Origin of the sequence: Brevundimonas sp. (genome assembly GCF_024711105.1) — a bacterium.
Lineage (GTDB): Bacteria > Pseudomonadota > Alphaproteobacteria > Caulobacterales > Caulobacteraceae > Brevundimonas.
Genome location: NZ_JANJTL010000120.1, coordinates 1 through 13,222, shown reverse-complemented (window position 1 = coordinate 13,222; position 13,222 = coordinate 1). Strand labels below are relative to the sequence as shown.

The window sequence follows — 13,222 nt, the reverse complement described above, 5'->3', positions numbered from 1 at the left end:
GAAGTCCGCCATCCAGCTGGTCTCCAGCCGGATCCGGTCGCCGATCCCGGCCCCGGCCGAGAAGTCGGTGATGACGTCCGCCCCGAAGCCGCCGGTGAAGACGAAGATGTCATTGCCCCCGGCCCCGGTCAGGGTGTCGTTCCCGCCCATGCCGTTCAGCGTGTTGTTCGACCCGTTGCCGGTCAGCGCATTGGCCAGGCCGTTGCCCGTCCCCACCAGGGCTCCGCCCATGAGGGTCAGGTTCTCGAGGTGGTCGCCCAGCGTCCAGTTGACATAACTGAGCACCGTGTCGGTTCCCTCGCCGACCAATTCGACGATCTGGTCCAAGGCCGAGCCCACCACATAGGTGTCGTTCCCTGTCCCGCCGGTCATCACGTCGTCACCCGCGCCGCCGTCCAGGCGGTCGGCGCCAGACCCGCCGTAGAGCACGTCGTTCTGGACCCCGCCGTTCAGCCAGTCGTCGCCGTCGCCGCCGTACAGGGTGTCCAGGCCGCTCTCGCCATAGAGGGTGTCATTGCCGCCCATGCCGTGAAGCACGTCGTCACCGTCGCGGCCCCACAGAATGTTGGCGTCGTTGTTGCCCGTTATCGCGTTCGCCAGGCTGTTGCCGTAGCCCGCGTGCTGGCCAGAGCCCATGAGCACCAGGGCCTCGATGTTGGCCGTCATGGTGAACGTCATATAGGCCTGGACCGTGTCGTAGCCCTGGTCGGCGCTCTCGAACACGGAGTCGCCCGGATGAGCAACGATGTAGGTGTCGTTCCCGGCGCCTCCGAGCATCTTGTCGGCGCCCGCGCCTCCGTCCAGCAGATCGTCGCCGTCGTCACCCTGGAGCGTGTCGTCGCCCAGGCCGCCGCGGATGATGTCGTTGCCCGCCCGGCCGTAGAGGAAGTTGTCCATGTCCGAGCCGACGATGACGTTGTCCAGCTCGTTTCCGAAGCCGTTCACGGCCGTGCCCAGCAGTTCGAGGTTCTCGAGGCCGGCGGTCAGGGTGCGGTTCAGCCAGCTGCGGACCGTGTCGATGCCCTCTCCGACCAGCTCGATGATCTGGTCGCCGGCGGAATCGACGACATAGGTGTCGTTGCCGACGCCGCCTTGCATGATGTCGGAACCCGCGCCCCCGTCGAGCACGTCGTCGCCGGCGCCCCCGATCAGTTCGTCATTGCCGCCCATGCCGTTGAGGTTGTTGTTCGAGGCGTTGCCCACGATACGGTTGTTGTGGACATTACCCGTCCCGTTCACGGTCGTGCCCAGCAACTCCAGGTTCTCGACGTGGGCCGCCAGGGTCCAGTTCGCATAGCTGCGGACCGTGTCGGTGCCGCCGCCGGCCTGCTCAATCGTCTGATCGCCTGCCGAACCGACGATGTAGATGTCATCGCCCGCCCCGCCCGTCATGGTGTCGGCGCCGGCCCCGCCGTCGAGCAGGTCGTTCCCCTCTCCGCCGTTCAGAACGTCGTCGCCCCCCATCCCGCGCAGGGTGTCATTCCCGCCAAAACCGTTGATGGTGTCAGGGTTGTCCGTCCCGGTCAGGGTGTCGGGCCCGGCCGTGCCGTCGATCGAAGAGGCGCTGAGATTGACGACGATGTCCGAGAACTGTGCGAACTCCACGCCAATGAGGCGGTCCGTCCCGTCAGGTCCAACAACCGTGAACGCGCCCGGCCCCGTCTGGGTGATCGTGTACTGGGCCCGCGCGCCGGTGAAGACGGCGGTGTCCGTGCCGCTTCCGCCGGTCAGGTCGTCGTTGGCCGAGCCGCTGACGAGGGTGTCATCACCGTCGCCGCCGTTCAGGTCTGACCCGGTGCTCTGGGGGTTCGGGACGGAGTGGCCGGGGATCGAAATATTCAGGCCATAGGTAGACCCCGCCGGCGGGTTGTCCATGACGATGCTGTTGCCGGAACCCGAAACCCAGCGGCTGACGGCGATGTAGTAGGTGCCGCCGCTCCCGAAGGTGTGGTTCAGGTAGGAGTTCGTGCCGTCGCTGCCGCCATCGTCATTGATCGCCAGACGCGTGCCGTCCGAGTTGAAGATCTCGATAACGCTGTCGAAGCTGGCGCCATTGATGTCGAAGATGCAGGACGCCCCCGCCGTGACGGTGAAGGCGTAGTATTCCTTGCCTCCGCCATTGGCCGTCGCGTTGATCTTGGCGTGAGGAATGACGGTCGGATTGAAAAAGCCCGGATCGTTGTCCAGGTCGAAGTTTCCGTCGACGTTGACGGCGGTCTCGCGGCTGATGTTCGCAGTGCCCTGCGCCTTGTTGACGTCGGGCGCCGTGTCGCTCGTCAGCACCCCGTCGCCGGCGATGAGGGTGTCATTGCCGCCCCCGCCGATCAGATTGTCGACGCCGCCCCCGCCGCGGATCACATTTGCGCCGGCGTCGCCGAAGATGGTGTCCGAGAAGCGGCTGCCCCGCACGTTCTCGATGCTGTTGAGGGTGTCAGTGCCGTCCGCGCCGGTCCCAACGGCGGTCCCAGAGCCGAGGTTGACGCTCACGCCGCCGTTGGCGCCGCTGTAGTCGGCCTCGTCGATGCCGGCGCCGCCGTTCAGGGTGTCGTTGCCGCGGCCTCCGGCGAGCCGGTCGTTGCCGTCCCCGCCATTCAGCGTGTCGATGCCGTCGCCGCCGAACAGCCAGTCGGCGAAGCTCGTGCCGGTCAGGGTCTCGGCCGTGGCGTCGCCTTCGAGACGGATGCCGGCGGACAGGGCCGGCGCGGCGATGGTCTGGTCGGCGAACTGCAGGAACTCGACGTTGCGCAGCACGTCCGTCCCGTCGGGGCCGGAGACGGTGATGATGCCGTAGGTGACGCCGCCGACCACTTCGGTGCCGGCGGTGACGGTGTAGAGAGCGCGATTGCCGGTGAAGACGGCCGTGTCCGAGCCGTTGCCGCCCTCGATCTGGTCGTTGCCGCCGTTGCCGCGAAGCACATTGGCCGCGGAGTTGCCGATCATGATCTCGGCGCCCGCACCGCCGATCGCGTTCTCGATCACCGCGCCCATGGCGATGGACACGTTGCCGGTCAGACCGCCGACGCTGGAGAAATGGCCCTGGCGCAGGTCGATCACGCCGCCGTTGTTGTAGTACTGGAAGTCCAGGGTGTCGGTCCCGCCGGCGTCCCAGACGGCGAAGATCACGGCCTGCTGGGCCAGCTGATCGCCGGCGCTGTACCAGATCCGCCCGGCGTTCGAGTTGAAGCCGTAGACCGTGTCGCCGGTGCGGGTCGTCATATTGGCGCCGTAGAGGCGCTGGGCCGCCGCGATGTCGTCGAGCAGGGGCGCGGACGAGTAACGACCGCCGAAGGCCCCGCCGGTGTTGCTCTCGTTGAAATAGCTCATCACCGAGTACTGGCGAGAATCCTCGTAGTACTCGGCGTGGTTGGCATAGGTGATGCTGACCCCCGGACCCGCGTTGTAGGCGCCCGGGTGACTGAGGCCGATCGCGTGGCCGATCTCGTGCAGCAGGACCTGATAGCCATAGGCCAGGTAGACAGGGGCCGAGTTGTAGCTGAGGCTGGAATTGACCCAGACGTCGCCGGCATTGGCCGTCGAGGACGTACTGCCCGGCAAATAGGCGAAAGCGGCCGCGCCGCCCTGACCGCTGGAGTAGTTGCCGAACAGCATCGTGGCTTCGTTGGAGAAGGCCCCGTCGCCTTCCGTACCCGTTCCGATGCGATTGAAGGTGATGCGCGCGACGTCCGACCAGCCCTGCAACATCAGTTCAGTCGCCGCGATCTGCTGGGCGCTGAAGCGCGAGAAGCCCGACGTATCGCTCGGCATGGTGAACGGCTGGGTAGACCGGAAGGCGTAGGTAACGGTCGCAGGCTGACCCAGGGCCGCCCAGCTCAGGCCGGAGCGGGTGATGTGAGCGCCAGCCTCAGCTGGCGTAAAGGACACCTTGCCGTTCGGCGTGACCCCGCCCCGCTCGTCCAGGTCCAGGAAAGCCAAGGGGCCCGCGCCGCCCGCGCGCTGGGAGGCCGAGACAGAGATGTCCCGCCCGATCTCTTCCGAGATGAAATCCGAACGGCGCAGTTGCCCGGACATGTCGGCGCAGACGATGCACATGGCGGTACTCCAGAAAGGTAGCAGCGCACGTGCGCCAACGGGTTCCGCACGCTATGCTGCGAATGGCCGGGCGCCAAGCGCCGGTTTGTCACATCAAGGGGATGCCGGGTGCAGTTCGTCCTTCTCGCCGTTGGCCTGACCCTGGTCGCCTGCGCCGAGCCGGAGGCCGCGCCGCCTCGGGGAGATAAGCGAATGTCCTCCATGCCCGTGATTCCCGAGGCGTCGACCCTGGCGGGAGGTTGGCGGCTGGAGGCGGCGTCCGGAGAGGCATGCGAACTGCGGCTGGGCGTCGACGAGGCGGCCCTGGAGCCGGGGAGCCTCGCCGCGCCCATGCTGGCCCTCGAAGGTGCGTGCGCCTGGGCTCCCGGACTGGCGGGGTGGAGGCCCGTTCCTCTCGGCCTGGAGCTGACGGACGCGGCGGGCTTTGCAGTGTTCGCGTTCGAGCAGACGGCCGAGGGAGTCTATCGGTCATCCGCCTCCGGCGCCCGGCTGGTCCGCCGCTGAACGGACTCAGAAGGCGTCGATGGGGTCCCGGGGATAGCCGAAACGGGCCGCGATCCGCCCATAGGCTTCTGATTTCAGCACTCTGCGCCGGAAGGCCGGGGTGAAAGGCCGGCGCTGGGCGCGACGCACCTCGGTCCAGGCCTCTCCGCGGCCGCTGTTGCCGCTGATGGAAATCTCGGCGAACGCTGTCTCGCGTCCGGGCACGAAGACGACGCCCAGCCGCTCGCACAGACGGCGCGCCACCGCGGCCGGCTCGGCCACGAAGGCTTCGTAGGTCTCGACCTCGTCCGGTTCGAACTGGGCGAGGAAGGCCTCAACCCGGACGCAGTAGTCGTCGAACGACTTCATCGACTTGGCGAAGCCCGAAGCCTGCATGCTCAGCCAGGCGTCAACGGGGTCGCGCAGGGTGGCGGCGCGCTTCAGCGATGCCCCGTCCGGCAGGGCGGTCTCCAGCTCGAGCCGGCCGGTTGGGTCGGTCCCGAGGAAATCGCTGTGCGCATGATTGCGCAGCACGAGCCGGCGTCCGACGCGACGGCAACCGTTCCAGACCAGTTCGAGCCGCCGACGGAACTCGGCCTTCTGGCCATCGGCGTCGGGCCCGAGGTCCGGATAGTTGGCGAGCAGTTGCGGGATAGGATCGAACGGATTGAACCAGACCCGCCGGGGCGAAAGCGGGTGGACCTCCGACAGCAGCACCGCGCTTGGCATGGCCGCTACGGTTCGGGCGATCAGCGTGCCGCCGGACGAGGACAGGTGGTGAAGCACCCCGATGGCGTCGGGATCGGCCAGCGCCTCGGCGCTCTCGGACCCGTCAGCCCGGCTCATGGCGCTCGCCGCCAGGTCGAAAGGCAGGGGATGCGCTCTCGGTTCGCCCGATCGGCGTATCGGCCCGCGATCTCGCGCACCTCTTCGAGCAGCCCCACGTCGAGGCGGATCGGGTCCAGCCCCAGGTCGATGAAGCCGTGGTTCAGGACCTCGAGATCATTCTCGGCGGCTTCCCGTCGCGGATTATCGACGTTGGCGACCTCCGCCCCGCTGATTTCCGAGACAAGGGCCGCCAGGTCCCGGATCCGGTGCGTCTCGGTCATCTGATTGAGGATGCGCACGCGCTCGCCGCGGGCCGGCGGGTTCGAGAGCGCCAGTTCGATGCAGCGTACGGTGTCCTGAATATGGATGAAGGCGCGCGTCTGTCCCCCCGTGCCGTGCACCGTCAGAGGATAACCCACGGCCGCCTGCATCAGAAACCGGTTCAGCACCGTGCCGTAGTCACCGTCATAGTCGAAGCGGTTGATGAGCCGCTCATCCTTGCGGGTCTCTTCGGTCTGGGTTCCCCAGACGATGCCCTGATGCAGGTCCGTGATCCGAAGCTCGTCGTTCCTAGCGTAGAAGGCGAAGAGCAGCTGATCGAGCGTCTTGGTCATGTGGTAGATCGAGCCCGGATTGGCCGGGTAGAGGATCTCCTGCTCGACCTGGCCGGCGGGGGTGTCGATCCCGACCTTCAGATAGCCCTCGGGGATGGCGGCGCCGGCCGTGCCGTAGCCATAGACGCCCATGGTGCCCAGGTGCACGAGGTGGACGTCGAGGCCGCTCTCGACGATGGCGGCCAGCACGTCGTGAGTGGCGTTGATGTTGTTGTCGACCGTGTAGCGCTTGTGCCGGGCCGACTTCATCGAATAGGGCGCGGCGCGCTGCTCGGCGAAATGCACCATGGCGTCGGGCTTTTCGGTGCGGATCAGCTGGAGCAGGCGATCGAAATCACGCCCGACCGTCAGGTCGATGAAGCCGATCTCGCGGCCCGAGACTTCCTTCCACGCCGCCAGACGCTCGGAGACGGGCCGGATCGGGGTGAGCGAGTCGACCTCCAGCTCGACGTCGATCTTCCGCCGCGAAAGGTTGTCGATGATGGTGACCTGGTGGCCCCGGGCCGAAAGGTGCAGCGCGGTCGGCCAGCCGCAAAAGCCGTCGCCGCCAAGTACGAAGACGCGCAAAGGGTGGTGCTCTCCCAGGATGAGGGCCTCGTCTTAGTCGGAAATTCGATGGGGCGACAAGCACCTGAAACCGACAACAGCGTGGATCGGTTGGCGGCCCAGGGGGGAGCGCCAGGTCCGAACCTCGCCACTCGCGCTAAGCTTGAAGCGACCATCCCTGCACAGCTACTGCGCGCAAGGATGACGGCAAGTTTAGCATCGCAGCCTGCAGAAACGGCCCGAAACGCCTTGCCCATCGCCGCCATATCGCCTTGAAGGAGCGGCGGCGCGAGCCGCCCGGGGAGGACTGATGACGACTGTGTTGGGGGCCGGCCGCCCGTCTGTGCTGTCCAGGGCGGGCCTTACGCACCTCGAGCGGCTGGAGGCCGAGAGCATCCACATTATGCGTGAGGTGGTCGCCGAGTGCGACAACCCGGTGATGCTCTATTCGATCGGCAAGGACTCGGCGGTGATGCTTCATCTGGCGGTGAAGGCGTTCGCGCCGTCGCGTCCGCCGTTCCCGCTGCTGCACGTCGATACGACCTGGAAGTTCAAGGCCATGTACGCCCACCGCGACGGCTATGCGCGGTCGCTGGGCTTCGACATGCATGTGCACGTCAACGAGGACGGGCTGAAGCGGGGCGTCAATCCCTTCAGCGTCGGCTCGGCCATGCACACCGACGTCATGAAGACCGAGGGGCTGAAGCAGGCGCTGGACAAGTTCGGCTTCGACGCGGCCTTCGGCGGCGCCCGGCGCGACGAGGAGAAGTCGCGGGCCAAGGAGCGGGTCTTCTCCTTCCGCTCGGCCAATCACCGCTGGGATCCGAAGAACCAGCGGCCAGAGCTGTGGAATCTGTATAACGCACGGAAGCGCAAGGGCGAATCGATCCGCGTCTTCCCGCTGTCGAACTGGACCGAGCTCGACATCTGGCAATACATCTATCTGGAGAACATCCCGCTGCCGGACCTGTATTTCGCGGCGGAACGGCCGGTCGTCGAGCGCGACGGCACGCTGATCATGGTCGACGACGACCGCATGCCTCTCAATTCCGGCGAAGTGCCGCAGATGCGGATGGTGCGGTTCAGGACGCTGGGCTGCTATCCGCTGACCGGGGCGGTCGAGAGCACGGCCGCCGACCTGCCGTCGATCATCCAGGAGATGCTGCTGACCACCACGTCGGAGCGCCAGGGGCGGGTCATCGACCACGACCAGGCCGCGTCCATGGAGAAGAAGAAGCAGGAGGGCTATTTCTGATGGCCCACCAGGACGACCTGATCGCCGAGGACATCGAGGCCTACCTCGACAAGCACCAGCACAAAAGCTTGCTCCGCTTCATCACCTGCGGCTCGGTGGACGACGGCAAGTCGACCCTGATCGGGCGGCTGCTCTACGATTCCAAGATGATCTTCGACGATCAGCTGGCGGCGCTGGAAAGCGATTCCCGGCGGGTGGGGACGCAGGGCGAGAACATCGACTTCGCCCTGCTGGTCGACGGCTTGGCCGCCGAGCGCGAGCAGGGCATCACCATCGATGTGGCCTACCGCTTCTTCTCGACCGAGAAGCGCAAGTTCATCGTCGCCGACACCCCCGGCCACGAGCAGTACACGCGCAACATGGTCACCGGCGCCTCGACCGCCGACCTGGCCGTGATCCTGATCGACGCGCGCAAGGGCGTGCTGACCCAGACGCGGCGGCACTCCTATCTGGCGCACCTGCTGGGCATCCGGAATCTGGTGCTGGCGGTCAACAAGATGGACCTGGTCGACTGGTCCAAGGACCGGTTCGACGAGATCGTCGCCGACTATGCCGCCTTCGGGCGCGAGTTGGGCATCGGGGGCTTTCTGGCCATTCCGATCTCGGGGCTGAATGGCGACAACATCGCCGGCAAGTCCGAGGCCACGCCCTGGTACGCCGGCCCCACCCTGATCGAGCACCTGGAGACGGTCGAGCTGGACGAAAGCCGGCTGCAGGCCGCGTCGTTCCGGCTGCCGGTCCAGTGGGTGAACCGGCCCAACCTGGATTTCCGCGGCTTCTGCGGCGAGATCGCCTCGGGCGTGGTGCGGCCGGGCGACCGGGTTCGTATCGCTCGCTCGGGACGCGACAGCCGGGTCAAGGACGTGTGGCTGGCGGACCAGCGGCTTGAGGCCGGCGTGGCCGGCCAGTCGGTGACCCTCACCCTCGAGGACGAGATCGACTGCAGCCGCGGCGACATCATCGCCGCCGCCGATGATCCGCCGGAAGTGGCCGACCAGTTCGAGACGACGCTGGTGTGGATGCACGACGAGCACCTGCTGCCGGGCCGGTCCTATCTGCTGAAGATCGGGGCGCGCACGGTCACGGCGACGGTCACCGAGATCAAGCACCGGGTCGACGTCAACTCGCTGGAGCATCTGGCGGCCAAGGAGCTCGAGCTCAACGCCATCGCGGTCTGCAACGTCTCGACCGACCAGCCGCTGGCCTTCGACGCCTATGAGAGCAACCCGGGCACGGGCGGCTTCATCCTCATCGACCGGATGTCGAACGCCACGGTCGGCGCGGGCATGATCCATTTCGCCCTGCGGCGCGCCCACAACATCCACTGGCAGGCGCTGGACATCGACCGCCAGGCCCGCGCCGGGCTGAAGGGCCAGAAGCCCGCGGTGCTGTGGTTCACCGGCCTGTCGGGCGCCGGAAAGTCGACCATCGCCAACCTGGTCGAGAAGAAGCTGCACGCCGACGGCCGCCACACCTATCTGCTCGACGGCGACAACGTCCGTCACGGGCTGAACCGCGACCTGGGCTTCACCGACGCCGACCGAGTGGAGAACATCCGGCGGGTGGCGGAGGTGGCCAAGCTGATGGCCGACGCCGGCCTGATCGTGCTGACCTCCTTCATCTCGCCCTTCCGCGCCGAGCGGCGCATGGCCCGCGACCTGATGCCGGAGGGCGAGTTCTTCGAGGTGTTCGTGGACGCGCCCCTGGCGGTGGCCGAGGAGCGGGACGTCAAGGGCCTCTACAAGAAGGCCCGCTCAGGCCAGCTGAAGAACTTCACCGGCATCGACAGCCCCTACGAGGCGCCCGAGGCGCCGGAGATCCGCATCGACACCACCGCCATGACGCCCGAGGAGGCGGCCCAGGCCGTCTGCCAGGCGCTCACGCGCGCGGGCGTGCTGAGAGGCTGACCGTGGAGGACTTCTGGGTCTTCTTCGCGGTCGGCTTTCTGGCCCAGCTGGTCGACGGGGCCATGGGCATGGCCTACGGCGTGGTCTCGGCCAGCATGCTGATGACCTTCGGGGTGCCGCCGGCCAACGTCTCGGCCAGTGTCCATGCGGCCAAGGTGTTCACCGGCGCGGCCTCCGCCACGTCGCACACGCTGGCGCGCAACGTGGACAAGGGGCTCATGGTCCGGCTGGCGATCGCCGGCGTGGTCGGCGGTGTCGTCGGGGCCTATGTCCTGACCGGCATCGACGCCTCGGTGATGCGGCCCGTGATGGCCGCCTGGCTCGGCCTGATGGGATTGTTCATCCTCTGGCGCGCCTGGCGCGCCGCGCCGCCGCGCACAGTGCCGTTCAAGGCGCCTCTGCCGCTCGGCTTCGTCGGCGGTCTGATGGACGCGCTGGGCGGCGGCGGCTGGGGTCCGACGGTGACCTCGACCCTGATCGGCGCCGGCTCCTCGCCGCGTCACGCGATCGGCACGGCGAACACGGCGGAGTTCTTCGTGGCCGTCGCCACCTCGATCGCCTTCCTGACCGCGCTGTTGACCGGCCGCTGGGAGCAGGCGGACGACCTGCTCAGCCACGCCTGGGCCGTCGGCGGCCTGATCGCGGGCGGCGTGCTCGCCGCGCCGTTCGCCAGCCTGATCACCCGCTTCCTGCCGGTGCGCGGCATGATGTGGGCGGTCGGCGTGCTGGTCGTCGCCCTGTGCGGCTACCAGTTCTGGCGGGTGTTCACGGGCTAGGTCTTGCCCGGCCTGAAGTGGGCCCAGATCCGCTGGGCCAGCGCCGCGTTCACGCCTTCGACCTTGACCAGATCGGCCACCTCGGCCCGACTAACGCCGCGCGCTGAACCGAAGGCGTGCAGCAACGCCTTCTTGCGGCCGGGGCCGACGCCTTCGATTTCGTCGAGCGGATTGCGCTTGATGTCCATGGAGCGGCGCTTGCGGTGCGCGCCGATGGCGAAGCGGTGGGCCTCGTCGCGCAGGCGCTGCAGGTAGTAGAGCGCCGGGCTCTTCATCGGCAGCATGAAGGGCTCGCGGCCCGGCATGAAGAAGCGCTCCATGCCGGCGTCGCGGTCGGGACCCTTGGCCACGCCGACCAGGGGGATGTCCTCAAGGCCCAGTTCGGCCATGACGGCCATGACCGCCGAGAGCTGACCCGCGCCGCCGTCGATGAGGACGAGGTCGGGCCGGACCACGTCCTCGACGCCCTCTTCCTTCACCAGCCGGCCGAAGCGCCGCCGCATGACCTCGGTCATCATTCCGAAGTCGTCGCCGGGGGTGAGGTCCTGACCGCGGATGTTGAACTTGCGGTACTGGTTCTTCTGGAAGCCCTCGGGCCCAGCGACGATCATCGCCCCCACGGCGTTCGTCCCCTGGACGTGGCTGTTGTCATAGACCTCGATCCGCTCGGGCGGACCCTCCAGCGAGAAGGCCTCGACCACGTCGGCCATGATCTTCGCCTGGGCCGATCCCTCGGCCAGCTTGCGGCCCAGAGCCTCGCGCGCATTGGTGAAGGCGTGGTCGACCAGGGCCTTGCGCTCGCCGCGCTGGGGCCGCTCGATGGAGACGACGCGGCGCGCGTCCGTCTGTTTGGCCATCATCGAGAAGGCCTCTTCCAGCAGCTCCTTCTCGAACGGCATGACGTTGACCAGCACCTGCCGGGGCACGGGCTTGTCCTCGTAGAACTGGCCGAGGAAGGCCGAGAGGATCTCCGGATCGGTGTCGGTCTTGTCGACGCGCGGGAAATAGGCCCGCCCGCCCCAGTTCTGGCCCGAGCGGTAGAAGAAGACCTGGACGCAGGCCTGGCCGCCCTCGGAGTGCAGGGCGAAGACGTCGGCCTCCGCCACGCCCTCGGCCGAGACCGAGTTTTCCATGGAAATGGCCGACAGCGCCCGGATGCGGTCACGGAGCCGCGCGGCGCGTTCGAAGTCGAGGTTCTCGGCCGCCTCCTGCATCTCGGCCGACAGCCGGCCGAGCACGGCGCGCGACTTGCCGCGCAGGAACTGCTCCGCCTCCTCGACCAGCTCCATATAGGCCGCCGGCTCGATCAGCTGCACGCAGGGCGCCGAGCAACGCTTGATCTGGTGCAGCATGCAGGGCCGCGTGCGGCTCTCGAACACGCTGTCCGAGCAGGAGCGCAGCAGGAACGCCTTCTGCAGGGTGTTCAGCGTGCGGTTCACCGCCCAGGTCGAGGCGAAGGGCCCGAAATAGTCGCCCGGAATGGTGTGGGCCCCGCGGTGCTTGCGCACCTGAGGGGCCGGGTGATCGCGCCGGATCATCAGCTCGGCGAAGGACTTGTCGTCCCTGAGCACCACGTTGAAGCGCGGCTTCAGCTTCTTGATGAAGTTGCTTTCGAGCAGCAGGGCCTCGGTCTCGGTCTTGGTCGAGACGAACTCCATGGCGCGGGTCAGCGCCACCATGTGGGCGATGCGCTGGGTGTGGAAACGGCCTTGCGCGTACTGCATGACGCGCTTCTTCAGGCTCTTGGCCTTGCCGACATAGAGGCAGTCGCCCTCGGCCCCATACATCCGGTACACGCCCGGCCCGTCGGGCGCGCGGCGCGCCTCGTCGCGGATCAGGTCGGCGGCCTTCAGCGGGTTCGGGGTCTCCTCCGTCATCGCGGCCTATGTAGGCTCACGAGCGCCGGACCAGAAGGACGCCCGCGAGCACCAGAGCCACCCCGGCCACGCGGCCAAGGTTCACCGGCTGGCGCGGCGCCCCGAAGGCGCCGAAATGGTCGAGGATCAGGCTGATCATCAGTTGGCCGGCCACCATCAGGATGATGGTCAGCGCCACACCTAGCCGCGGCACACCCCAGGTCGCGGCGATCACGAACATCACGCCATAGAGCCCGCCGATCCAGGCGTACCAGGGCAGTTCGCGCGTCGTCGTCCAGTCCGGCCGGGTCTGACCAATCAGGGCGATCAGGGCGAGCGCCACGGTGCCCACCGCGAACGAGACGAAGGCGGCGTTGACCGCCGACCCGACGCCTGTCGCCAGCTTGGCGTTGGTGGGGGCCTGCAGGGCGGTGGCGCCGCCGGCGAGGGTGATCAGGATCATGGCGAGGAGCGGGTGCATGTCCTCGCCATATCAGACCCGTGGAATCAGGCCAGCCGCTCTCCGAACAGCCGCAGCATGCGGGCCCACCCGTCGGCGGCGGCCGCGGCGTCGTACATGGGACGATAGTCCGCGTGGAAGCCGTGGTCCGTGCCCGGATAGACGATGATCTCGCTGTCCGTCCGGCCGGCGGCCGCCAGCGCCTGACGCATCGTCTCGACGCTGTCGAGCGGGATGCCCTGATCGTTCTCGGCGTAGAGGCCGAGGACCGGACAACGCAGCTGATCGGCGATCTCGTTCGGATAGAGCCGGTCCGCCTCGGCGTTCTGGGCCGGGCGCACGACGCGACCGTACCAGGCCGCGCCCGCCTTGAAGTCGTGGGCGGCGCAGGCCATCCACACCACCGTCCCGCCCCAGCAGAAGCCGGTGATCCCGGCCTTCGACACG

10 protein-coding genes are annotated in these 13,222 nt (G+C 67.7%); 4 read left to right on the top strand and 6 right to left on the bottom strand.

What is annotated here, in order from left to right:
* Positions 1–4,050: M10 family metallopeptidase C-terminal domain-containing protein (locus tag Q0M60_RS08900; protein ID WP_296818413.1), on the bottom strand; the 4,050-nt coding region annotated here is incomplete at its 3' end.
* A gap of 108 nt (positions 4,051–4,158) precedes the next feature.
* Between Q0M60_RS08900 and Q0M60_RS08895 the strand changes: the two genes are divergently transcribed.
* Positions 4,159–4,554 (top strand): AprI/Inh family metalloprotease inhibitor, encoded by a 396-nt coding sequence (locus tag Q0M60_RS08895; RefSeq protein ID WP_296818411.1) that lies wholly within the window; start codon positions 4,159–4,161, stop codon positions 4,552–4,554.
* Positions 4,555–4,560: 6 nt separating this feature from the next.
* Here Q0M60_RS08895 and Q0M60_RS08890 read toward each other — a convergent pair whose 3' ends face one another.
* Complete coding sequence (locus tag Q0M60_RS08890; protein WP_296818409.1) at positions 4,561–5,379, bottom strand: hypothetical protein; 819 nt, start codon at positions 5,377–5,379, stop codon at positions 4,561–4,563.
* On the bottom strand, positions 5,376–6,542 hold the full coding sequence (locus tag Q0M60_RS08885; protein ID WP_296818407.1) for an NAD-dependent epimerase/dehydratase family protein: 1,167 nt from the start codon (positions 6,540–6,542) through the stop codon (positions 5,376–5,378). Before Q0M60_RS08885 ends, Q0M60_RS08890 begins: the two co-directional genes overlap by 4 nt.
* A 289-nt stretch (positions 6,543–6,831) precedes the next feature.
* On the opposite strand from Q0M60_RS08885, the gene cysD reads away from it, so the two are divergent.
* From cysD to Q0M60_RS08870, 3 genes are read left to right on the top strand one after another with little or no spacing between them, the layout of a single operon-like run.
* Positions 6,832–7,776 (top strand): sulfate adenylyltransferase subunit CysD, encoded by a 945-nt coding sequence (gene cysD / locus Q0M60_RS08880; RefSeq protein ID WP_296818405.1) that lies wholly within the window; start codon positions 6,832–6,834, stop codon positions 7,774–7,776.
* Positions 7,776–9,683, top strand: a complete 1,908-nt coding sequence (cysN, locus tag Q0M60_RS08875; RefSeq protein WP_296818403.1) for a sulfate adenylyltransferase subunit CysN — start codon at positions 7,776–7,778, stop codon at positions 9,681–9,683. The genes cysD and cysN overlap by 1 nt, the downstream gene beginning before the upstream one ends.
* Positions 9,684–9,685: 2 nt before the next feature.
* Positions 9,686–10,459 carry a sulfite exporter TauE/SafE family protein gene (locus tag Q0M60_RS08870; RefSeq protein ID WP_296818401.1) on the top strand — a complete coding sequence of 258 codons (774 nt, stop codon included), beginning with the start codon at positions 9,686–9,688 and terminating at the stop codon, positions 10,457–10,459.
* Here Q0M60_RS08870 and uvrC read toward each other — a convergent pair.
* The 3 genes from uvrC to Q0M60_RS08855 form a co-directional block, all read right to left on the bottom strand.
* The gene (gene uvrC / locus Q0M60_RS08865; protein ID WP_296818399.1) at positions 10,456–12,336 is read right to left on the bottom strand and encodes an excinuclease ABC subunit UvrC; all 1,881 of its coding nucleotides are present in this window, start codon (positions 12,334–12,336) and stop codon (positions 10,456–10,458) included. The genes Q0M60_RS08870 and uvrC overlap by 4 nt on opposite strands.
* A gap of 16 nt (positions 12,337–12,352) precedes the next feature.
* On the bottom strand, positions 12,353–12,796 hold the full coding sequence (locus Q0M60_RS08860; RefSeq protein ID WP_296818397.1) for a DMT family transporter: 444 nt from the start codon (positions 12,794–12,796) through the stop codon (positions 12,353–12,355).
* Positions 12,797–12,822: 26 nt separating this feature from the next.
* A partial coding sequence (locus tag Q0M60_RS08855) for a dienelactone hydrolase family protein (RefSeq protein ID WP_296818396.1) occupies positions 12,823–13,222 on the bottom strand: 400 nt, incomplete at its 5' end.

Bases quoted from the DNA above. Each gene is read 5' to 3' on its own strand.
- cysN (WP_296818403.1), top strand. From the start codon at position 7,776: ATGGCCCACCAGGACGACCTGATCGCCGAGGACATCGAGGCCTACCTC.
- uvrC (WP_296818399.1), bottom strand. From the start codon at position 12,336: ATGACGGAGGAGACCCCGAACCCGCTGAAGGCCGCCGACCTGATCCGC.
- Q0M60_RS08860 (WP_296818397.1), bottom strand. From the start codon at position 12,796: ATGCACCCGCTCCTCGCCATGATCCTGATCACCCTCGCCGGCGGCGCC.
- cysD (WP_296818405.1), top strand. From the start codon at position 6,832: ATGACGACTGTGTTGGGGGCCGGCCGCCCGTCTGTGCTGTCCAGGGCG.
- Q0M60_RS08890 (WP_296818409.1), bottom strand. From the start codon at position 5,379: ATGAGCCGGGCTGACGGGTCCGAGAGCGCCGAGGCGCTGGCCGATCCC.